Source organism: Gordonia sp. UCD-TK1 (genome assembly GCF_001691435.1).
In the GTDB taxonomy this organism is placed as follows: domain Bacteria; phylum Actinomycetota; class Actinomycetes; order Mycobacteriales; family Mycobacteriaceae; genus Gordonia; species Gordonia hongkongensis.
In genome coordinates this window covers 1-22,725 of record NZ_LZMP01000035.1, presented here as the reverse complement: position 1 = coordinate 22,725, position 22,725 = coordinate 1, and the positions used below count along the sequence as shown (strand labels likewise).

Annotated in this window: 13 protein-coding genes; 5 read left to right on the top strand and 8 right to left on the bottom strand. The window is 69.7% G+C overall.

What is annotated here, in order from left to right:
- Positions 1-2 precede the first annotated feature (2 nt).
- Both A9310_RS17865 and A9310_RS17860 read right to left on the bottom strand, forming a co-directional pair.
- Complete coding sequence (locus A9310_RS17865) at positions 3-362, bottom strand: response regulator transcription factor (protein WP_091344374.1); 360 nt, start codon at positions 360-362, stop codon at positions 3-5.
- 126 nt (positions 363-488) lie between these two features.
- Positions 489-1,163 (bottom strand): LuxR C-terminal-related transcriptional regulator, encoded by a 675-nt coding sequence (locus tag A9310_RS17860; RefSeq protein ID WP_065631886.1) that lies wholly within the window; start codon positions 1,161-1,163, stop codon positions 489-491.
- Positions 1,164-1,523: 360 nt separating this feature from the next.
- Here A9310_RS17860 and A9310_RS17855 point away from each other — a divergent pair, with 360 nt between their 5' ends.
- Together A9310_RS17855 and A9310_RS17850 are read left to right on the top strand one after the other, a co-directional pair.
- Entirely contained in the window at positions 1,524-2,279 is a 756-nt protein-coding gene (locus A9310_RS17855; RefSeq protein WP_065631800.1) for an acetoacetate decarboxylase family protein, read from the top strand.
- Between the two features lie 56 nt (positions 2,280-2,335).
- Positions 2,336-3,352 carry a pirin family protein gene (locus A9310_RS17850; protein ID WP_065631799.1) on the top strand — a complete coding sequence of 339 codons (1,017 nt, stop codon included), beginning with the start codon at positions 2,336-2,338 and terminating at the stop codon, positions 3,350-3,352.
- Positions 3,353-3,359: 7 nt separating this feature from the next.
- Here A9310_RS17850 and A9310_RS17845 read toward each other — a convergent pair whose 3' ends face one another.
- Together A9310_RS17845 and A9310_RS17840 are read right to left on the bottom strand one after the other, a co-directional pair.
- A complete protein-coding gene (locus A9310_RS17845) occupies positions 3,360-4,031 on the bottom strand; it encodes a CE1759 family FMN reductase (RefSeq protein WP_065631798.1) in 672 nt (223 codons plus the stop codon).
- Positions 4,028-5,128: an LLM class flavin-dependent oxidoreductase gene (locus A9310_RS17840; protein WP_065631797.1), complete on the bottom strand. Its 1,101-nt coding sequence runs from the start codon at positions 5,126-5,128 to the stop codon at positions 4,028-4,030. The genes A9310_RS17845 and A9310_RS17840 overlap by 4 nt, the downstream gene beginning before the upstream one ends.
- Positions 5,129-5,260: 132 nt before the next feature.
- Between A9310_RS17840 and A9310_RS17835 the strand changes: the two genes are divergently transcribed.
- Together A9310_RS17835 and A9310_RS17830 are read left to right on the top strand one after the other, a co-directional pair.
- Complete coding sequence (locus A9310_RS17835; RefSeq protein WP_065631796.1) at positions 5,261-5,794, top strand: DUF4878 domain-containing protein; 534 nt, start codon at positions 5,261-5,263, stop codon at positions 5,792-5,794.
- 80 nt (positions 5,795-5,874) lie between these two features.
- Positions 5,875-6,510 (top strand): hypothetical protein, encoded by a 636-nt coding sequence (locus A9310_RS17830; RefSeq protein ID WP_065631885.1) that lies wholly within the window; start codon positions 5,875-5,877, stop codon positions 6,508-6,510.
- Between the two features lie 111 nt (positions 6,511-6,621).
- Here A9310_RS17830 and A9310_RS17825 read toward each other — a convergent pair whose 3' ends face one another.
- The 4 genes from A9310_RS17825 to A9310_RS17810 all read right to left on the bottom strand — a co-directional run bounded on the left by A9310_RS17825 (position 6,622) and on the right by A9310_RS17810 (position 22,525).
- Positions 6,622-6,939: a hypothetical protein gene (locus A9310_RS17825; RefSeq protein WP_065631795.1), complete on the bottom strand. Its 318-nt coding sequence runs from the start codon at positions 6,937-6,939 to the stop codon at positions 6,622-6,624.
- Between the two features lie 305 nt (positions 6,940-7,244).
- The gene (locus tag A9310_RS17820) at positions 7,245-7,472 is read right to left on the bottom strand and encodes an MbtH family protein (RefSeq protein WP_006360234.1); all 228 of its coding nucleotides are present in this window, start codon (positions 7,470-7,472) and stop codon (positions 7,245-7,247) included.
- A 121-nt stretch (positions 7,473-7,593) separates the two neighbouring features.
- Positions 7,594-21,456 carry a non-ribosomal peptide synthetase gene (locus A9310_RS17815; RefSeq protein WP_065631794.1) on the bottom strand — a complete coding sequence of 4,621 codons (13,863 nt, stop codon included), beginning with the start codon at positions 21,454-21,456 and terminating at the stop codon, positions 7,594-7,596.
- Between the two features lie 73 nt (positions 21,457-21,529).
- Positions 21,530-22,525 (bottom strand): condensation domain-containing protein, encoded by a 996-nt coding sequence (locus A9310_RS17810; protein WP_175401170.1) that lies wholly within the window; start codon positions 22,523-22,525, stop codon positions 21,530-21,532.
- Here A9310_RS17810 and A9310_RS25715 point away from each other — a divergent pair.
- Positions 22,433-22,725: hypothetical protein (locus tag A9310_RS25715; protein ID WP_139104676.1), on the top strand; the 293-nt coding region annotated here is incomplete at its 3' end. The genes A9310_RS17810 and A9310_RS25715 overlap by 93 nt on opposite strands.

Sequence of the window (22,725 nt, the reverse complement as noted above, 5' to 3'; positions counted from 1 at the left end):
CCTCACCACTGGTCGAGACCGGTGTAACCGTCCTGGAGTGCTCGCGCGAAAAGGTGGGTTTTCGTCGGCGCACTTCGCCCGACCGCGGTGTACTTCGCCCGGATGCGCGCAAGGTGCGTGCTCACCGTGGACGCCGAGATGAAGAGTCGTGCGGCGGCATCTTCTTTGGACTCGGCGGCTAGCCAGGCGAGCAGAACCTCGACCTCCCGGTCCGACAGACTCGGACGTGTCACCGCCGCTGAGCGTTCGACGGGAACCAGGTAATCAACCGGCTTGGAACGTTGCCGTGGCACGACTCCGTGCCGCGGTGCGGCCGCCGTCCTGGCTCGGAAGATATCTGAAGTGACCGTCATTGTTCCCATCCCCTGTTCAGACCGGCGCTATCTCGTGTGTCCCCGACGCCCCAAATCAATCTGTTCCAACGTTAAGACGGCGTAGTAACTGTCGGTAGACCCAGAAATGGGGACTCGACTCCCGCTGCCATGCCGTCAGCCATGTTTCGTTCGCCCCCAGGCCCCGTCAGGTGTTGACCGTCCCTCGTGCCGGTACCGCTGCGGCACCGGGAGCCATCCGTCTTCGACGGCACGCTTGAAGAGATCCACCTTGGTGCGCGTCGGCCGCCCGGCGTCCGCATATTTCTGGCGAATTCGCTTGAGGTACTCGTTGACCGTCTCCGCGGAGACCCCGAGAGCAGCCCCGACTCGGGCCGACGTCTCGCCGGACGCGTACAGCGCCAACACTTTCTGCAACTGAGGCGACAGGTCGACAGTCGCCAGTTCGGGGTCGCCGTCTATGGCGGCAGCCCATTCTGTGGTGAGGACCGCCCGGCCGTCGGCGGCCGCCCGGATGGCGTCGATGATGACCGACTCGTCCGCCGACTTGAGCACCACGCCGAGCGCTCCGGCGCGCGCCGCCGATCTCAACAGCGCCGGATGCTCTCCAGAGGTGTACACGACGGTGGCCACTCCGGCCGCCGACAATGCGTTGACGTTCTCGCGAGGCGTGGTGCCGTCGTCGAGACGGAGGTCCAGCAGGACCACGTCGAGCTGCATGACACTGAGCACGCCGGCAACCGTCGTCGCCGAGCAGACCAACGAGATGTCCGAAACTGGGTCCAACACTCGTTCGATTCCCCAGATCGGGGACCGATGGTCGTCGACCATTCCAACCCGGATCGCTGCATGACCCTCCGACGAATCCTCGTCGATCAAGGTCGTCTGCTCGTCGTTCACCAACACCCCCACGAGGCACATGCGAGACTCTCAGCCTTTACTCAGCTTCACGTTACTGAAACCTCGACCAAAGCTACGTGCCGAGTCGGACATATCACCCGTCGGAGCGCGAAACTACATCAACTGGTCCCGATCTGACCGCTGGCGTGTCCACATTCTTGGGGACACCACCCGGATGGGTCCCGCCGGGAGCGAAGGCATGCAAGACTAGAACATGTTCTAAAAAGGTGATCGTGCCGGCGTGGTCCGGCGACCCGACCCGACCCGACCCGACACGCAGGAGCAGAACAGGTGAGCGCACCTTCGACGCACGATGTACTCGGTACCCCGGTGACCATGCCGGTCGAGATCCGGCACGCACGGTGCTTCGTCGCCGGTTTCACCGCCGACACCCGGGCCGTGGCACGGGCCATCGACGCCGAATCGGCACAGCCCGGGACGCTTCGCCCGTTGCGCATTCGACCGGGTCGCACCATGTGCATGCTCGTGTTCGTCGACTACGTCGACGGCGACCTCGGACCGTACAACGAGTTCGGCGTGTGCTTCCTCGTCGAGGATCCGACCACCCCACCCGCCTCGCCGATCCGGGCAGTGCGCTCACTGCTGAAGGGGGACGCGCGTGCGCTGGTGCACCGGCTCCCCGTCGACGGCGACTTCACCCTGGCCGCCGGGCGCGGCATCTGGGGATTCCCGAAGACACTCGCCGAGTTCGAGGTCGATCACTCCTCCGCCACCAGACGCGGCCGCCTCGTGTCCGACGGCGCACTCGTCGCCGACCTGAGTGTGAAGCCGGGGCTCAAGGTCCCGGACTCGACCGCCGACACCGTGTTGCACGCCTATTCGCAGCTGGACGGGATCACGCGGATGACACCGTGGCGGCTCACCTCGACCACCGGGACCCGCACCCGCATCGGCGGCGCGCGCCTGACCCTCGGCGACCACCCCATCGCCGACGAACTCCGATCCCTGCAGTTGGGGCGGCACGCCCTGATGTCGAGCTCGGTCGATCGGATCACGATGCGTTTCGAGAACCCCACGCTGGTCTGACCGCGATCTCCGCCGGGTTCGCGGACGTCCGTGCCGCGGTCGCGGACAATGGTTCCATGAGCAATCTCGAGACGGACCCGGTCGAGGTCGAGTGCCATGCCGATGCCGGCGTCGCCGCGGGCCCGGGCCTCCTCCACATGGACGTCCTGACCGCGCGCGACGTACCGCTCGGCGGCCCACGCGCGATGACGGTGCACCGGACCCTCCCGCAGCGGTCACGTTCGCTGATCGGAGCCTGGTGCTTCATCGACCACTACGGCCCCGATGACGTCGCGAGCAGCGGCGGGATGGACGTGCCACCACACCCGCACACCGGACTCCAGACGGTCAGCTGGCTGTTCACCGGCGGCGTCGAGCACCGCGACACGATGGGCAACCACGCGATGGTCCGCCCCGGCGAGATCAACCTCATGACCGCCGGGCACGGCATCGCCCACACCGAGGTCTCGACACCCGACACCACCACCCTGCACGGGGTGCAGCTATGGGTCGCGTTGCCGGCCGAGAATGCCGACACCGCACGCGACTTCGCACACCACCGGCCTGATGCTCTCGACCTCGGCGGGGTCACCGCCAAGGTCTTTCTCGGCGAACTGTTCGGCACCCGCTCGCCGGTGCACACGTTCACGCCGTTGACCGGCGCCCAGCTCGACTTCGCACCCGGCGCCGCCATCGACATCGACGTCGACCCCGAACACGAACACGGCGTTCTCGTCGACACCGGCACCGTCGAGGTCGTTGGCGCCGACGCCGCACCGCTGGCCCGCACCGAGCTGGGCTACATCGGGTTGGGCGCAAAGCGGATCACGCTCACCAACGTCGCCGAGACCGACGCCCGGGTGATCCTCCTCGGCGGCGCACCGCTGGCGGAGGACATCGTCATGTGGTGGAACTTCATCGGGCGCACACACGACGACATCGTCGGCTACCGGGACCAGTGGGAGGCGCGCAGCGAACGCTTCGGGCAGGTGCAGGGTTACGTCGGTTCGACGCAGCACCTGCCCGCGCCGCCGCTGCCGCACTCACGGCTGCGCGCCCGGGCCAACACCCCGGGGCGCGCCGCCCCCGAGTGAGGGCGCATCACGCCGTTCCGAGCAACCTCGCGAAGTTCGCGATCCCCGCGGCCTCGACCGCCTGCTGCCTGCCGTCGGCCACGGCCGCGCGCGGCGGTTCCCCGTCGCCGGCGGCACTCCCCGGGCCCGTGCCACCCCTCGGTCCGAGGAGCGAGACGAGTTCGGCTGCGGCACGGCCGATCCGGTCGTTCAACGACGCGGTGTCCCCACCGGCGCCCGCCCAGTCCGCCGACGCGGCGTAGACGCCGGTCGGCAGGACGACGGCACGTAGGTAGGCGAACAACGGTCGCAGCGCGTGGTCGAGCACCATCGAGTGGCGCGGACTGCCGCCGGTCGCGCCGATCAGCACCGGTTTGCCCGACATGGCGTCGATGTCGACGAGATCGAAGAACATCTTGAACAGGCCGCTGTACGACGCGTTGAAGACCGGCGTCGCCACGATCAGGGCATCGGCCCCCTCGACCGCGTCGAGTGCCGCGCGTGCCCGGCCCGAGGCGAAGCCGACCGTCATCGCCTGTCCCAGGTCGGCGGCGAGGTCACGCAGGTCGACGATCTCGACGTCCGAGCGGCCCGCCCCGAGTCCTTCGGTGACGGCGGCGACCATCCGGTCGACGAGCAGTCGCGTCGACGACGGTTCAGAGAGACCGGCATTCACCGCGACGATCCGCAGGGCGGTCACGAGGACACCTCCACATCCTGATCGGCTTCCTGGCGGGCGGCGACGAGCGAGGCGTGCGTCGGCGCGTCGGGAACGTCGTCGGGACGTCCCTCCGCAAACCCGGCGCGCAGGTCCGGTAGCACCTCGCCCAGCAGGTCGAGCTGCTCCAGCACGGTCTTGAGCGGCAGTCCCGCATGATCGACGAGGAACAGCTGACGCTGGTAGTCGCCGAAGGTCTCCCGGAAGGTCAGCGTCTTGTCGACGAACTCGGCCGGGCTGCCGACGGTCAGCGGCGTCTGCGAGGTGAAGTCCTCGAGCGACGGACCGTGTCCGTACACCGGCGCGTTGTCGAAGTACGGGCGGAACTCGCGCACCGCGTCCTGCGACTTCGGCCGGATGAAGAACTGTCCGCCGAGCCCGACAACGGCCTGGTGGGCCTTGCCGTGGCCGTAGTGCTCGTACCGTTCGCGGTAGAAGTTGATCAGCCGCTGGAAGTGCTCGTTGGGCCAGAAGATGTTGTTCGCGAAGAACCCGTCCCCGTAGTAGGCCGCCTGCTCGGCGATCTCGGGACTGCGGATCGAACCGTGCCAGACGAACGGTGCCACGCCGTCGAGCGGGCGCGGCGTCGAGGTGAAGGACGTCAGCGGGGTCCGGAACTGTCCTTCCCAATCCACCACATGCTCGGTCCACAACCTATGCAGGAGGTGGTAGTTCTCGATCGCCAGCGGGATCCCCTGGCGGATGTCCTGGCCGAACCACGGATAGACCGGACCGGTGTTGCCGCGCCCGAGCATCAGGTCGACACGCCCGTCCGCCAGATGCTGCAGCATCGCGAAGTCCTCGGCGATCTTGACCGGGTCGTTGGTCGTGATCAGCGTGGTCGCGGTACTCAGTTGCAGGCGCTCGGTCTGCGCCGCGATGTAGGCCAGGGTCGTGGTGGGCGACGACGAGAAGAAGGGCTCGTTGTGGTGCTCACCGAGCGCGAACACGTCGAGCCCGATGTCCTCGGCCTTCTTGGCGATCTGCTCGATCGCCTTGATCCGCTCGTGTTCTGTGGGCGTCGTGCCCGTGGTCGGGTCGGTGGTGATGTCACTGACGCTGAAGAGTCCGAACTGCATGTCGCGCCTCCTTGTGATGGTTACACCGAGCATAACCGGACCGCGGTCCGATTAATTCCGGTGGCCGGTGAGTTAGTGTTGGCTCACTGCGGAGAAGCGCCGCGGATAGACAACTGCATCGAGGAGAGTCGCATGAAGATCCGGAAGTCCGTCGCTGCCGTCGCCCTCGCCGGGGCCGCTTTGTTCGTCGCCACCGGTTGTTCGGAGTCCACCGACACCGTCGACGAGGCGACGAGCGCGGTGTCCACCGCCGTCGAGTCCGCGGCGAGCCAGGTCGAGACCGCCGCCAGCGACGCGGTCGACGAGGTCACCGGGCTCAGCAATGACGACGCACAGGAAACCCTGCGCCAGGCCATCGACCCGAACACTTCCTCCGAGGAGCTCGACCAGGTCATCGACGTCACCAACCCGGCCACCAAACCGGCCGCGATGGCTTTCGCCAAGGGCGCCTCCGCCGCGGGATACACCCCGGACGCGTTCTCGGTGAAAGAGGTCACCGAGGACGGCGACAAGGCCACCGCGACCGTCGCGGTGAAGAGCCCGCATTCTTCGACGCCGGTCGACATCCAGCTCGGCTTCGTCAAGGTCGACGGCGACTGGAAGCTCAGTGGTGACGCCATTCAGCAGCTGATCAGCATGGGCAGCGGCCAGCAAGAGGGCAACTAGACCCACGGCGTACGTCGCCTCCTCGCCTACACTCGGACAGGTGCGGTTCCGACCCGGAGCCGGGCGGCGAGGAGGTGTACATGCGTACCGATCAACCCACCCATCCGTTCGCTGCGCCGGCGACCGAGCGCCATGACCGCTGGCCGCTTGTCAACGATCTCGACGACACCGAGTTGCCGGCTGCGGCCGAACCGACCGGCACGCGGGTCGACGTGCACGTTGCGGTACCCGCGTCGCCGAAGCTGCCGACCAAGGTCGAGCCCGCGGCGGAATCGTCACCGCGGATGGTGACGCGCGCCGCCGGCCGGCTGCCGGCACGGGAACATGCCGCATTACCACCGGTGGGCGACTTCTGGGACCTGGAGAACGCCGGCCGGGCGCCCCTGGCCGCGATGCCGCTGCCCGCGCGGACCTTTCCGGCGCGCCCGGCGCCGTACCTGACCCGGCCCGTCGGCGGCCGTTCCGTCGCACCGGCGGCCTCGCTGGCGCTCACCACCGGGCTGATCTCCATACCCCTGACCCTCCTGCTGGGACTGGGCGCGATCCTCGGACTGATCGCCGTCGTCGCCGGCGCGGTCGGAGTCAGACAGGTTCGACGCGCCCCCGCGGAGCGCAAGGGCACCGGGCGCGCGATCACGGGCATCGTGACCGGCGCCGGCAGTGTGATCGTCGGCGGCCCGATCCTCTTCCTCGTTCTGCTCCTCGCCGGGCTGTAGCCGGCAGGCGCACTCTTCGCGGCCTGTCGCTGCCCCGGTCGCACGCACCCACCGCGGAAACAACGAGACCCGCCTTTCGGCGGGTCTCGTTGGGTATGTCGGTGCCGGGATCTAGCTGACCGCGCGGAGTCGGGGCCGGACCGAGGTGACCTCGCCGCGTTCGCGGCCGAGCCAGGCCTGGATCTCGCCGATGACCTGCAACCGGGAATCAACCGGGTCGATGTCCACGAGAGACGGCATGCAGTGCATCAGGGCGGCGTAGAACGCCGAGGTCGGCGACATCCCGTACTCGGCCAGCACGCTGCCGTAGTCCTCGACGCGATCGGCGAGTTCACCGTAGGTGAGAGCGTCATCGCCCAGCCGAACAGCGGTCAGGTGGGGCGTGATCGCCCCTCGTCTCTGGATGTCATCCAGTAGTAGCTGGTCCATGATTACTGCCTTCCCGCCCGTGGAGCGTCGATCGCTGTGTCCCCGCCTCCCCTGACGTTGGTACTCATGCGATCCTTCAACCAAGTGTGCCCTACCTCATTCAACTAGTAGAACACTGACTCAACATGTGTGGGATATTCCACAACAATTTCGGTAACTGTGCTGCAATCCGATGTTACGGCTGTGACTGCAGTTGCGACAGGTCACCACTGGGTTGATTCTTTACCTGTTATCCACGTGCAACTGTCCCGAGATTCGAGCACGACCGACTTTCGCGATCGCGAGTGTCGGGGCCCGTCACCGACTCAGGCGTCGCCGCTCTTGTCCGCCTCCATCGCCTCGATGAGGCTCTTGGGCCGGAGGTCGGTCCAGTTCTGCTCCACGTACTCCAGGCACGCGGCGCGGCTGTCCTCGCCGAAGACCTTGGTCCACCCGGCGGGGATGTCGGCGAACGTCGGCCACAGCGAGTGCTGGTTCTCGTCGTTCACGAGCACGTAGAAGCGGCCGTCCTCGTCGTCGAATGGGTTCGTCATGGGTGTCCTTTCTCCATCGGCACGGCGACTGTCGTCACCGGCCTGCTTTGTTGTTGTCGAACGTAGTGGCTCGCCACCCGGATTCACGCGAGGTCAGGTCGATGATGTCACGCAAATCCCCTCATTCCGGTGTCCGCTCGCCGGCACCGTCGACCTGCGACAGCTGGGCATCGAGCGCTGGTCCGACGACCGCGAGGGCGTCGGCGTTCGCCATCCCCAGGTGGTGGGTGGCCACGTCGACGTTGTCGACGGCGCCGGTGACGAACGGCCGCCAGGCCGCGGCCAGGGTCGACGGGTCGTCCTTGTCCTCGGTCGCGGTGAACACGTGTACGTCGCCGGCGAAGACATCGGGCCGGTAGTCGAGGACCACCTGGGTCGAGGACTCGAAGCTGTCCATGATGCGTTCCACCTGATCCTCCGCGAGCAGGCCCATGCCGGAGATCTGCTGCCGGATGATCGCGGTGACCTCCTCGGAGGTGGACGCCTGCACGTCGTCGCCGAGATCGAAGAGATCCCGCCAACCGCCGAGGACGTCGACCACGGTGGACGCGTCCGGCTCGATCGCCGGCCCGGGCTCCGCCGCGGCCGGCTCGACCGGCTCCCCGTGCTGCGGCACGTCGTGGACGATCACCGGTTCGTCCTCCGGCCGGGAGTCCATGATCCCCAGGTAGGCGACCTGCTGCCCGAGTTCCCCGAGGTGGACGGCCATCGCGTGGGCGATCACGCCGCCGACCGACCAGCCGAGCAGATGGTAGGGGCCATGCGGCTGGACCCGCCGGATCTCCTCGACATAGCGCCGGGCCAGCACCCGCGCGTCGGTCACGCTCGGCTCTCCGGTCACCACATGCGGGTCCTGGAGTCCGTAGATGGGCCGATCCCGCAGGTGCGGTGCCAGCCCGCCGTAGAACCACGCCAGGCCGCCGGCCGGGTGCACGCAGAACAGCGGCGGCCGCGAACCCTCGCCGCGGAGGCTGATCACCACGTCGTTGCTCACCGCGTTGTCCTCGGCCAGTCGGCGGGCCAGGCCACGCACCGTCGGATCGCTGAACAACCACGCGAGTTCGATGTCGAAGCCGTTGCGGTCGCGCAGCGTCGCCGCGACCCGGGTGGCCGAGAGGGAGTTGCCGCCCAGGTCGAAGAAGCTGTCGGTGGCACCGATCTGTTCGACGCCGAGGACCTCGGCGTAGGCATCGGCGATCGCCTGCTCGACCGGGGTGGCCGGGGCGACGAATTCGACGGAAGCCACCTCGGGAGCCGGCAGCGCCGCTCGGTCCAGCTTGCCGACCGGGGTCAGCGGGAACTCGTCGAGCACCGTGATCGAGGCAGGCACCATGTGTCCGGGCAGCTGCGCGGCCAGCAGACCACGAAGAGCGTCCACCTCTACACCGTCACCGACGACATAGGCGGCGAGGCTCGACGCCACCGAACTCGGGGTCCCCGACGAGCCGATGCCGACGACGACCGCGGAACGCACCTCGGGCGCCGAGCGCAGCACCGCCTCGATCTCGCCGAGTTCGATGCGCAGGCCGCGGAGCTTCACCTGATCGTCGCTACGACCGGAGTACTCGAGGGTGAGGTCGCCCGACGGTGACTCGCGCCAGCGCACGACGTCGCCGGTCCGGTACATGCGGCGTCCGGCCCCGGCGAGGGGACTGGCGACGAACCGCGCGGCGGTCAGGCCGGGCTGGTCGAGATAGCCGCGCGAGAGTGCGGGGCCGAGGACGTAGAGCTCCCCCGCCACACCGACCGGCACCRGCCGCAGGTGGGCGTCGAGCACGAGGAACTCGAGGCCGGGCAGCGGACCACCGAGGCGGACCGGGTCGCCGGGCGCCGCCGCGTCGGAGACCGCGACCATGATCGTGGTCTCCGTCGGGCCGTATCCGTTGTGGATGCGGGTGTGCGGCGCCCAGGCGTCCATCACCGACTGCGGCACGGCCTCGCCGCCGACGGAGACCGCCTGCAGGCTGGGCAGCGCGGCCGGGTCGAGCGTCGACAGTACCGACGGCGTGAGGAAGGTCGTGGCGACCTCGTGTCGCTGCATGAACTCCTGCAGCTCCGCACCGCCGACCGCGGTCGACGGCCGATAGACGAGCGTGCCCCCGTTGACCGTCGCGAGGAGGTACTCGAGCACCGAGGCGTCGAAGCTCGGGGACGCGAATCCCAGGACCACCGCCCCGTCCTCGGTTCCCAGCGCCGTCGACTTCGCCACGGCGAAGTTGCGCAGTCCCGAATGTGACACCGCGACACCCTTGGGGCGTCCCGTCGACCCCGAGGTGTAGATGACGTAGGCGACGTTGTCGGTTCTGACCGGACCGGTCTGCTCGGCCGGGTCCACCGGGGCATCCGACGTGGCGTTGAGTTCGGCGGCGACCGCGGCGTCGTCGAGGCGGAGCCACTCGAAGCCCTCGTCCGGCAACGCGCCGACGGCGTGAACCGACAGACCCATCCGGGCGCCGGAGTCCTCCACCATCGTCGCGACCCGTTCGGCAGGGTAATCCGGATCGATGGGAACGTAACCGCCGCCGGTCTTCGCGACCGCCCAGATCGCGACCAACAGGTCGACGGACCGGGGAATCGCAAGCGCCACCAGTGTTTCCGCACCGACGCCGCGACCGATCAGCCAGCGCGCCAGGCGGTTGGACCGGGCGTGCAGCGCGGAATACGACAGGGTGGCGCCCGAGGCGTCGACCACCGCGGTACGACGCCGGTACCGCGTGCCGGCCTCGGTGAACAGCTCGCCCAGCAACACGGCCTCGGCGGCCTGGCCGCCGTGTACCGGCACCAGCGACTCGGCCTCACCGGCCAGCAGGATGGGCGCCGCGGCAACCGGGGCGCTCGGGGTCGCGGTGAGCGCGCCGAGCAGATTGACGAATCGGGCCGTGAAGCCGGTGGCGGTGGATTCCGCGAACAGATCGGTGGCGTATTGCAGTGCCGCCGACCATGTCTCGCCCGCGTCCGCCTTCGCGATCGAGAACAGCAGATCGACCTTCGCCGGCACCTCGCCCGCGTCGAGCGGGCTGACCGAGATGTCGCCGAGATCGGCCGACAGCGACTGTCCGGCGAGCTCGGGGACCACCGCCTGGTCCAGGGTCAACCACACCTGGGTGAGCGGGGCGAACGCCTCGGAACGAACCGGGTTGAGCCGGTCGACGAGGGTCTCGAACGGCAGATCGGCATGGGCGAAGGCATCGAGGTCGACGCGTCGGACGCGACCGAGGACGTCGACGAACGTGTCACCGGCCGCGTGGGCGGTACGCAGCACGAGCGTGTTCACGAACATGCCGACCAGCGGATCGAGTACCGCGGCACCACGTCCGGCGATCGGCGTGCCGATCGCCACGTCGTCGGTTCCCGACAGGTCGGCGAGCAGGACCGCCAGCGCCGCGTGCAGCACCATGAACGGGGTGACCCCGAACTCGTCGGCGACGGTGTCGATCCGGGTGGTGACGTCCGCCGGGATCGTGAAGGACACGCGCGAGCCACGCTGCGACGCGACCGCCGGGCGAGGCCGATCCGTCGGGAGTTCCAGGAGATCGGGCATCCCGGCCAGGTGCGCGCTCCAGTACTCCAGCTGGGCACCCATCACCGACGCCGCGTCGTCGACATCGCCGAGGGCGCGGCGCTGCCAGATGGCGTAATCGGCGTACTGGACGGGCAGTGGCTCGAACGACGGCTCTGTACCGGCGGCCCGTGCCAGGTAGGCGGCGGTGAGATCGGTGACCAGCGGCCCGAGGGATTCGCCGTCGGACGCCACGTGGTGCAGGACCACCGCGAGAATGTACTCGGATGTCCCGGAACCGGTTCCGATCTCGATCAGCCTGGTCCGCACCGGCCAGTCGACGGCGAGGTCGAATCCCGTTGTGACCGCGGCCAGTACGACCTCTCCCCCGTCGCGCCCGGCTGCGGTCGGCACGAACTCGTGGTCGAGCCGGGTCGCGATGTCGGCCACCGGGGCGATCAGCTGTACCGGCTGACCGCCGGTCTCGGGATAGGTGGTGCGGAGGATGTCATGGCGCGCGACGACATCGGCGATCGCGGCGCCGAGCGCGGCCGGATCGAGATCACCGGTCAGGCGCATCACCGCCGGGATGTTGTAGGCCGCCAGCGTCGGATCGAAACGGTTGATGAACCACATCCGCTGCTGGGCGTACGACAACGGAATCCGGTCAGGACGAGGCGTCACCGCGACGATGGGCGGGAGTCCGCCGGTACGGTCGCCGAGGCGTTCGGCCAGCAGGCGCGGCGTCGGCGCCTCGAAGACGTCACGCACCGTCACATCGATACCGAGAGCGTCTCCGAGCCGGGCCGCCGCCCGCATCGCCGACAGCGAGTTGCCACCGATGTCGAAGAAGTTCGTGGTGGCGCCGACATTCTCCGGCGACATCGACAGCAGCTCGGCGAAGACCGACGCCGCCGCCGCTTCCCGCGGGCCGGCGACCGGCACGATCGCGGCGGTGTCGACGGTCGGCGCCGGCAACTGCTGTCGCACGATCTTGCCCGCGCTACTCAGCGGCATCTCGTCGAGCAGCATCCACATCCCGGGACGCATGAACTCCGGGAGCGCTTGCGCCACGGAGTGTTTGACCGCGTCGAGGTCCACCGAGGCCGGCGTCAGGTAGGCCACGAGTTGCTGCCCCGCCGGGGTCTCGACGACGGCCGCCGCCGCGTACACGACGCCCGGCGCCGACGTGAGGGCCGACTCGATCTCGCCGAGCTCGATCCGCTGGCCACGCAGCTTCACCTGGAAGTCCGTGCGGCCCTGGTATTCCAGCTCACCGTCGGCTCGCCAGCGGACCAGGTCACCGGTCCGGTACAGGCGAGACCCCGGCGCGCCGTAGGGGTTCGGCACGAAGCGTTCGGCCGTGAGCGCGGGTCGCGAGGTGTATCCGCGTGCCAACTGGATGCCGCCGAGGTACAGCTCGCCGGTGAATCCCGGTGCCACCGGGCGCAATCGATGGTCGAGCACCAGCGCGGTGGTGTTCGCGACGGGCCGCCCGATGGAGACCGAGTCGCCCGCGACCCGCGCGACGGTCGCGTAGATGGTCGCCTCGGTCGGTCCGTACTGGTTGCTGACGGGGGCATGCGGGATGAGCTCGCGCACGGTCTCGGCGACGCTCTGCGGGAGCGCCTCGCCGCCCGTGTGCAGGTAGCGCAGCCGTGAGAGACCGCGCAGCTGTTCGGGATCGGCGACCTCGGTGAGCACGGCGAGCATCGAGGGCACCAGCGTCGCCGACGTCACGCCGAAGTCCGCGAGGTAGCGCAGGACGGCGACCGGGTCACGATGCGCACCCGGCTCCATGACCACCAGGCGGCCACCCGAGAGCGGCGGGCGGAGGATCTCGCCGACCGACGGATCGAAGGTGAGCTCCAACACCTGCAGGAAGACGTCGTCGGGGCCGAAATCGTAGGCGCCGCGGTCGTAGTCGAGATGGGCGCGCAGGGTTTGGTGACTCACCGTGACGCCCTTGGGACGACCGGTCGAACCCGACGTGAAGATGGTGTAGGCCGGATTCGCGCCGACGACTGCCGACGAACGCTCCGCCGGCGCGAAGAGCGACGCCGGCTCACCGGCGTCCGAGTCGTCGTCGACGGCCACGACGGTCACACCGGGGTCGAGGGCCTCGATGCCCGCCGGGACCAGTCCCGGGCCGATCAGCACCGCCGCGACATCGGCGGTGCGCGCCAGATAGTCGATGCGATCGGCCGGCGCGGCCGGGTCCATCGGCACGAATTGCCCACCGGCGGCGAGAATCGCGTGGACGGCGACGATCATCTCCGTCGACCGCGGGATGCACACGCCGACCGCGACCTCCGGTCCGACCCCCAGACCCACCAGCCGCCGGGCGAGAACGCTCACCCTGCTTCCCAATTCGGCATAGGTCGAATGCGCGCGGGTCGAGGCCCCGGCCGGACTCTCCACCGCGATCGCGTCGGGCGACGCGGCGACGCGCTCGAGTAGGAGATCGGCGACATGGGTGCCGGACGGGATCAGCTCCGGGCCGGCCGACCATGTGTCGAGGCGGGTCTCGTCGACCTCCGACATCGGCGGGATGTCGGCGATCAGAGTCCGTGCGTCGCTCGCGATGGTCCACAGGATGCGTTCGAGGGACCGTGCGAAGACGGCGATCTCGTCGTCGGCGAAGGCGTCGGGGAGATAGGTCAACCGGACCGCGATGCCCGACGCGGTCGGCGAGGTCGCGAGGTTGAGCGGGTAGTGCGTGGCGTCGGAGACCTCGACGTCCCGGATCGACAGTCCCACTGCGGCACTGGCGGCACCGCCGGCGAGTGAGTCATTGTCGACGGGATAGGACTCGTGCACGGTCAGGGTGTCGAACAGCTGCGGCCGCCCGACGGCGGTGAGGATCTCTGGCAGGCCGATGTGCTGGTGATCGAGGACGGCGGTCTTGTCCGACTGCAACCGGCCGAGCACCTCGGCGATCGTCGCGTCCGGGTCGACGTCGACGACGGCGGGCAGCGTGTTGATGAACAGGCCGACCATCGACTCGACGCCGTCGAGTCCGGCGGGACGCCCGGACACGGTCTCGCCGAAGGTGACCACCCGGTTGTCGGTCAGCCGGGACAGCAGCACAGCCCAGGCGAGCTGCAACACCGTGGCCGTCGTCGAACCGGATTGCCGCGCCGTGCGCTCGAGACCCGAGACCAGGTCGGGTTCGAGGACCCAGCGATGCTCGCGCGGCAGATGTTCTGTCGCGGAGTCGTTCTCGGCATCCTCGACGGAGTGGCCGGTGAGTCCGGGGGCGACCAGGGTCGGCTCCTCGACCGGTTCGAGGACCCGTCGCCACGCCGCGAGACCGGCGTCGAGGTCGGTGTCGGCGATGCGGGCCAGGTAGTCGGCGAAGTCGGTGCGTTCGGTCGTTCCCTGACCGGTGAACGGGGTCCCGGTCGCGTAGAGCGCCAGCAGGTCGGCCAACACCAGCGGCCCGGACCAGCCGTCGAACAGGATGTGATGGTTGGTGATGACCACGCTCGTGCCCTGTGCGTGGCGCACGACCACCGCTCGCAGCAGCGGCGGGTCGGCGAGGTCGAACGGTTCGGTGCGCTCGGCCGCCGACACCTCGTCGACGGCAGCCCGGACATCCACCTCGGCGGTGGTCGGCACGTCGAGCACGCGCCAGCGCAGCGGCACCGTCTCGGGCACGACGGTGACCACGTGCCCGCTGGGCACCCGGACGAACCCCGACTTGAGGGTGCGGTGGTGATCGAGCAGTGCGACCACCGCGGTGCGCAGCCGCTCGAGGTCGACCTCACCCTCGAGGTGCAGAACCGCTTGCGTCACATACACATCGAGTTCATCGGCGCCCGCGAGTTGGGACTGGAAGTACAGCCCGCGTTGCAGCGGCGACAGGGCCCAGACCTGCGCGCCGGGGAACCGCTGCGCCACGACGTCCAAGTCATGCTGGGTCACCTCGGCGCCCGGGACATCCGACGGCGAGCGGCCGACGTCGACGCCGTCCGTGACGAGGCGGACGACGTCGGCGAGTTCCGCGGTCCACCGTCGTGCGATGTCGCGGACATCCTCCGGCGACAGGATCGCCGCGGGGAACTGCAGATCGGCCGAGAGCACACGCCCCTTCGAGGACGCACCGGTGCTCGCGTTGACCGTCAGCACGCTCATGGCCGCCACCCCGTCGGACACCGTGGCCGGCAGGAACGGCGCGTCGGGTGCGGGCAGGAAGCCCGCACCGGCCGGTGCTGCGGTGTCGGACGACGGGGCGACCGACGACAGGGGGTCGGCCCCGTCCGGGGTCGTCGGGTCCTCGCTCTGACCGGTCGTACCGCGGGTCCCGAGATAGTTGAACGCGATCGTCGGCAGCGGACGCGAATGCAGTTGCGCGGCCGGGTCGCCGGGGCCGCGGCCGTCGGCGGCGTAACGCAGCAGGCCGAACCCGATCCCGGAGTCGGGCATGCCGAGGCGTTCTTCCTTGGCCGCCTTGACCGCGTGGACGACGTCGTCGGCCGGATCGAGGGCGAGCGGGGCGATCGAGGTGAACCAGCCGACCGTGCGCGACAGGTCGGCGCGACGCGGGTCCGGGCCGGTGAGCAGGACGTCCTCGTATCGGCCGTGCCCCTCGGTGAGCACGGTGACGGGAGCGGCGTCGGCGATGCCGCGATCATGTTGCCAGGAGCGGACCGCGCGCGCGAGGGTGCCGAGCAGGACGTCGACGACGGACGCCGAGAACGCCTCGCACACAGTCGTCGTCAACGGGTCGACGATGGCCGGGTCGACGCGGTGGACGATCGAGGTCAGGGTGCCGTATCGGTCGCGGTCGGGGTCGAGCGGCGCACCGAAGTCGGTCGGGACGGCCGGGGAGCGCTCGAGCCAGTACCCGGCTTCGCCACGACGGGCGTCGAGCTGCGCGGTGAGTGCCCGCTGCCACGCACGTTGCGAGGTCTCCTCGGCGCGGACCGTCACGGGTTGCCCGGAAACCAGCTGGGCGTGGACCGTGAGCAGATCCTCGATCAGGATCGGCCAGGACACCGCGTCGACGCCGAGGTGGTGCAGTACCAGCACGATTCGTGCGGGTCGGTCGGCCTCGTCGGGAGATTCCCCGGGTGCGGCGCCACTGACAATCGTCGCGGCGACCAGTCGCCCGGCGGCCGGGTCGAGGCGGCGCGCCGCCTGCGCATGCGCATCGACCAGCACATCGGCGAACCCGGCCTCGCCGGGTACGGTGTCCGTCGCCACCGAGACGATCGAGGCGCCGGGATCGAAAGGTGTTCCGGTGGTGAGGGTCCAAGTGTCACCGGTCTGGGTGTCCCCGACGGACTCCAGGCGCGCACCCAGCATCGGATGCGCGTCGACGACCGCGCCGAGCACCGCGCCGAGGTGGGCGACGGTGAGTCCGGCCGGTGCCGTGAGCACCATCGACTGGTTGAAGTCGGCGAGGTCGGCCGGCGTCCGCGCGGCGTCGACGAGCCAGGACACGATCGGCGGGAGATCGACCCGTCCGGCCGCATCGTCGGTGGGCTCCGCGAGCATCGGGGCCCGGTCCCCACCTGCCGACGCCACCCGCGCCATCGCGCGAATGGTCTTCTGCTCGAAGATCTCTCGCGGCGACAGCGACAACCCGGCGGCCTTCGCGGCGGACGCGAGCTGGATGGACATGATCGAGTCGCCGCCGAGCGCGAAGAAGGACTCGGTGACCGAGACGGTGTCGAGACCCAGCAGCCCCGCGACGATCGCCGCGAGGGTCTCTTCGGCGGTCGTCGCCGGTGCGACGTATCCGTCGGCGGGCGTGGTGAACTCGGGCACCGGCAGTGCGCGCCGGTCGAGCTTGCCGCCCGGGGTCACGGGCAGCTCGTCGAGCACCATCGCCGAGTGCGGGATCATGTGTCCGGCAAGCCGATCCGCCGCCCCGGCCAGGACGGCGTCGGCGTCGAGGCGGTCGCCGGCGGTGTCGTCGCCCACGAGGTAGGCGACGAGCCGGGTGCGACCGTGGTCGTCGTCGACACCGGTCACGACGACCGAGCCGACGCCCGGCTGGTCACCGAGAACGGATTCGATCTCGCCGAGTTCGACTCGCTGGCCGTTGATCTTGACCTGGTGGTCGGCGCGCCCGGCGAACTCGATCTCGCCGGTCGCGGTGATCCGCACCAGGTCGCCGGTGGCATACATGCGGTGGCCCGCCTCGCGGGCGAACGGGTCGGCCACGAACGACGACGCGGTGAGGCCGGGGCGGCCGAGGTATCCGCGCGCCAGCGAGTCGCCGCTCGACAGGTAGAGCTCACCCACCACGCCCTGGGGTACCGGGTGCAGACGGCCGTCGAGCACGTAGGCGGCGAAGCCGCGGACCGGTCGTCCGATGGTCACGGGCGCACCGGGCTCGGATCGTCCGGTGGTCGCCCAGACGGTGGCCTCCGACGGGCCGTAGAAGTTGAACATCCGGCGGCCGGATTCCGGTGTGGCCCACCGCGCGATCAGCTCGGGTGGGCAGGCCTCGCCACCGGTGACGAGGTTGCGGACGGTGCGGCCCCGGCGCGGATCGACGGTCGCCAGCACCGTGGGGGTGATGAGGGTGTCGGTGACCCGATCGCGCTCGAGGATGCGGCCCAGTGCGTCGCCGGCGTACTCCGACGCGGGCGCTACGACGAGGGTGTGCCCGACCGCGATCGACCACATCATCTCCAGCACCGAGGCGTCGAAGCTCGGGGATGCGACGTGCAGGACACGGGTGTCGGGGGCCTGCGCCGGCGTTCCGGTGACCTCGGTCAGCGCGGCGACGAAGTTCGCGATGCCGCGATGCGGAACCCCGACCGCCTTCGGCCGTCCGGTGGAACCGGAGGTGTAGACGAGATAGGCCAGGTCGTCGAGAAGGACCGGCCGATGACGCTCGGCGTCGGTGACGGGTCCACCGGCGACGGCCGGATCGTCCAGCGAGGCGAGTTCGAGCCATTCGCAGGATGATTCTCCCAGCCTGTCCCGCGTCGGCGCATCGGTGATGCCGAGGCGCACACCGGAATCGGCCACCATGAACGCGATCCGGTCACTCGGGTAGGCGGGGTCGATCGGCACGTAGGCGGCACCCGCCTTGATGACACCGAACACGGCGACCACCGACCCGATCGACCGCTCGAGGCCGACGGCGACCACGTCACCGGGCCCGACCCCGCGGGAGATCAACTGGCGAGCCAGACGATTGGTCCGTTCCTCGAATTCCGCGTACGAGATCTCGGTGCCGTCGTGGACCAGTGCCGGACGATGCGGGTCGAGGTCGCGCCGCGCGAGGAGTTCGGTGAGGGTCACCGGCTCGGTGACCCCGCCGTCGGCGGCCGGCGCCGTCTCGCCGACGGAGTTGCGGCTCGGCGCGCTGAGGGCGGCGGCGTCGATGCCGACGATGTCGACGTCTCCGACGGGCAGCGACGGGTCGGTGGCCATCGCGGCGATCACCTGCAGCCAGACCTCGGCGAAGCGCCGGATGGTCGCGGCGTCGAACAACGAGGTGGCGTACAGGAAGTCGGCCCGCATCGGCGACGACCCGGTCCGTTCGGACACCGAGACGGTGAGGTCGAACTTGGCGATCGGGGCGGCGGCCCCGAGCGGTTCGGCACTCAGACCCGAGAGCTCCACCCGGTCGATCTCCTCCGGCTGTCCCCCGGCGGCGACGAGGGTGTAGGCGATCTGGACCAGCGGCGGATAGGCCGTGGACCGCTCGGGCGCGAGTTCCTCGATCAGATCATCGAATTGCACGTCGGCGTGCGCGAAGGCATCGAGGTCGGTGGCGCGGATCGTGGCGATGAGGTCGTCGACGGTCGATGCCGGGTCGACGTCGGTGCGCAGCACGAGCGTGTTGACGAACATGCCGACGAGGTCGTGGAGCGCGGCGTCGGGGCGGCCGGCGATGGGTGTGCCGATGACGACGTCCCGGGTCGAGGCGAGCCGCGCGACGGTGACGGCGAGTGCCGCGTGCAGCACCATGAACATCGTGACGTCGCGGTTGCGCGCCAAGTCTTCCAGGGCGGCGGCGAGCGCGTCGTCGACGGTCACGGACTCGACGGCGGCCGCGGTGTCGAGCACGGCCGGCCGCGGGCGATCCATCGGCAGGTCGGTCACCGCGGGCAGATCCGCGAGGACCTCGCGCCAGTGCGCGAGTTGACGACCCATCGGTGCGCCGGGATCGTCGGCGGCGCCCAGGTATTCGCGCTGCCACAGCGCGAAGTCTGCGTACTGGACCGCGGGCGCGGCGACCGGTGGTGCGGCGTTCGTCCGGGCCAGGTACGAGCCGAGCAGGTCGCGCACGAAGACCGGGGTCGACTCACCGTCGAAGGCGATGTGGTGCACGGTGACGACGACGTCCACCACGTCGTCGGCGCGGCGCAGGACCCTGACCCGGAGGGGGAACTCGGCGGCGACGTCGAAGCCGGTGGTCGCGGAGACGAACAGATCATCCTCGGTCTCCACCGCCTGCCAGTCGAGGCGGGCGCGGGCCGTGTCGGCATCGGTGACGAGCTGGAACGGCCCCTGTTCGTCGCTGGGGTAGGTGGTGCGCAGGATCTCGTGGTTGGCGACCACGTCGCCGACCGCGGCCGCGAGCGCGTCGAGGTCGAGGGCTCCGGTCAGCCGCAGGGCCATCGGGATGTTGTAGGCCGCCGAGGCGGTGTCGAACTGGTTGATGAACCACATGCGGCTCTGCGCCGTCGACAACGGCAACCGCGCGGGCCGCGGCATCGCGGTGACGCGCGGGACGCTCCGGCCGCGTCCGGACACCAGGGCGGCCAGATCCCGCACCGACGGCGCGTCGAACAGGTCGCCCACCGACACGTCGACGTCGAGCAGGTCGGCCACGCGCGCCGCCACACGCGCCGCGGACAGCGAGTTGCCGCCGAGGTCGAAGAACGACTGCGTCACGCTGACCCGGTCGGCGCCCAGCACATCGGCGACGATGGCCGCGATCGAGGTCTCGGCGTCGGACTCGGGTGCGGCGAATTCCTCGACGGTGAGTTCGGGGACCGGCAGCTTACGCCGGGCGACCTTGCCCGCACTGTTCAGCGGCAGCTGCTCGAGTGCCATCCACACCGTCGGCCGCATGTAGGCCGGCAGTGTCCGCGCGACAACCGATTTCACCGCGTCGATGTCGACCGACGCCGGCGAGACATAGGCGACGAGGTGTGATTGCCCGGACACCTTCGCCACGGTGGCGGCCGCGTGGAGGACACCCGGCGCCGACATGAGGACGGACTCGACCTCCCCCAGCTCCAGTCGCTGTCCGCGAAGCTTCACCTGGAAGTCCGTGCGGCCCAGGTATTCCAACTGGCCACGCGCATTCCAGCGGACGAGATCGCCGGTACGGTACAGACGTTCACCGGGTTCACCGAAACCGTCGGTGTTGTCGGCCGCCTCGCCGCGCGCGGGAGCCGCGAAGGGACTGGCGACGAACCGTTCGGCGGTCAGGCCGGGCTGCGAGGCGTAACCGCGGGCGAGTTGCACGCCCCCCAGATACAGCTCCCCGGGCACGCCCGAGGGCACGAGCTGCAGTCGCGAGTCGAGGACGAGGGTGGTGGTGCTCGGCACCGGGACGCCGATCGGCACCGACGTCTCCCCCGCCCGCACCTGATGAGCGGTCACGTCCACCGCCGCCTCGGTCGGACCGTACAGATTGTGGACCTCGTTGCCCGGCAACGCCGCCACCAACGCCTGCGCCACCGGCGCGGTCAACGCCTCACCCGAGGTGAACGTCAACCGCAACGACGACAGCTCACCCACCCGATCGCCCAGGACATCCAGGAACACCGACAACATCGACGGCACGAAATGGATGACCGACACCTTCTCGGCCGTGATCAACTCGGCGAGATACCGCGGATCACCATGCCGATCCGGCTCGGCCACCACCAACGTCGCCCCCACCGCGAACGGCAGGAACAACTCCCACACCGACACATCGAACGTCACCGGCGTCTTCTGCACGAAGACGTCCGAGTCCTTGATCGCATACCAGTCCCGCATCCACTCCAGGCGGTTCACGATCGCCGCGTGCGACACCGTCACACCCTTCGGACGACCCGTCGACCCCGAGGTGAACAACGTGTAGGCCGCGTCGGCGGACTGGAGGGGCGCAAGCCGTTCGCCGTCGGTGACCGGTGCGGTGGCGAGGTCGACCTCGACTGTCGTGTCGACCACCAGCGCGGTGACGTCCGTCGGCAGCGCGACAGCGGATTCGGCGGCGACGAGAACGAGCCGGGCATCGGCGGTGTCGAGCATGTACCGGGTGCGGTCGGACGGCGCGTCGACGTCGAGCGGGACATAGTGTCCGCCCGCCGCGACGACGCCGTGGATGGCGACGAGAAGCTCGACCGACCGCGGGATGGCGACCGCGACGGCGACGTCGGGTCCGACACCGATGGAGATCAGATGACGAGCCAGTGAGTCGACCCGTGCACCGAACTCGGCGTAGCTGACGCGACGCGAACCGAACACGATGGCCGGTACGTCGGACCTCGTCGCCACATGCACCACATCGGTCACCGTTGGGCCTCCATCTCGCCTCGTCGCCTGCCGTCTCGTCCTGCGTTCCCCATTCCCCCTGTGTTCGCTGCGCTCAGTCATCCCCACCGGGACCACTGCCGTCGGAACCATCGTCACCGTAGCGACCCGCGTCCCCGTTCAGGCCGTTGTACCCGTCGGGGTCGTCGAGGCCGTTGTACCCGCCGCGACCGTTGTACCCGACCCCGCGGCCGGCCACACCGTTCTCGCCGACTTTCGGCTCCCCCGCGCCGGGCTGCCGGGATCCGATGATGCCCGGCAGGGTCGCACCGGTCGGCCGCGTCGCGGCACCCGCCGACCAGGCCAGCACGCGATCACGTTCCGCGGGCGTCACGAGCGGACACTCCCCGACCGCGGCATCCGGTCGGGCGGTGAGCCCGTCGAGGAGCGTAACCAGGCGCTGCGCGAGCAGTTCGACGGTCCCCTCGTCGAACAGGTCCGTGGCGTACACCATCGACGCCGACCAGGACCGGTCCGGACGGGCGACCACCGCGACCGTCAGGTCGAGCTGGGCGGACGTGACCGGCGACTCGAGTGGCGCGACCCGCAGCCCCTCCGCCTCGAGCACCGGTGAACCGCTGCCGGCGTTGGTCAGCGTGAGCATGACCTGTGCCAGCGGCGAGAACGCCCTCGACCGGGTCGGGTTCAGACGTTCGACCAGTGTCTCGAACGGCACGTCGGCGTTGGTGAAGGCGTCGAGGTCGACGACCCGGGTGTCCTCGAGCAGTTCGGCGAAGCTCATCGACGGGTCGACCTCGGCCCGCAGGACCAGGGTGTTGACGAACATACCGATCAGCTGGTCGATCTCGGCGCGTCCGCGACCCGCGATGGGCGTGGCCACCGCGATGTCGTCGGTCGCGGTGACCCGGGCGAGCAGCACCGACAGGCCCGCGTGCACCACCATGAACGGCGTCATCCCGCGGTCGCGCGCCAGCGCCGAGATCCGCGTCGCGACCTCGTGTGGGATCTCGAAGTCCACCCGCGCACCCCGCATCGACGCCACGGTCGGGCGCGGGCGGTCGACGACCCGACGTCGGTGGTCGGCCGGCAACTGTCGTACTGGCTGCGTCAGCTCGCCGGGGTTCCCGATGTGCTGGAGCTGCCCGCCGACCGCCCGCGCCCGACCGTGGCGTCGATGCGGGGTGCGCGGGTGGACTTCGAGATCCCACACGAGGTCGCGACGCGGATCTCGGCGCTGGCGCGCGACCGCGGGATGACGCCGTTCATGGTGGTGCACGCGGGCCTGTCGGT

Coding starts and splice junctions, on each gene's coding strand:
- A9310_RS17850 (WP_065631799.1), top strand. CDS start 2,336: ATGAGCAATCTCGAGACGGACCCGGTCGAGGTCGAGTGCCATGCCGAT.
- A9310_RS17840 (WP_065631797.1), bottom strand. CDS start 5,128: ATGCAGTTCGGACTCTTCAGCGTCAGTGACATCACCACCGACCCGACC.
- A9310_RS17835 (WP_065631796.1), top strand. CDS start 5,261: ATGAAGATCCGGAAGTCCGTCGCTGCCGTCGCCCTCGCCGGGGCCGCT.
- A9310_RS17820 (WP_006360234.1), bottom strand. CDS start 7,472: ATGACGAACCCATTCGACGACGAGGACGGCCGCTTCTACGTGCTCGTG.
- A9310_RS17830 (WP_065631885.1), top strand. CDS start 5,875: ATGCGTACCGATCAACCCACCCATCCGTTCGCTGCGCCGGCGACCGAG.
- A9310_RS17865 (WP_091344374.1), bottom strand. CDS start 362: ATGGGAACAATGACGGTCACTTCAGATATCTTCCGAGCCAGGACGGCG.
- A9310_RS17860 (WP_065631886.1), bottom strand. CDS start 1,163: ATGGTCGACGACCATCGGTCCCCGATCTGGGGAATCGAACGAGTGTTG.
- A9310_RS17825 (WP_065631795.1), bottom strand. CDS start 6,939: ATGGACCAGCTACTACTGGATGACATCCAGAGACGAGGGGCGATCACG.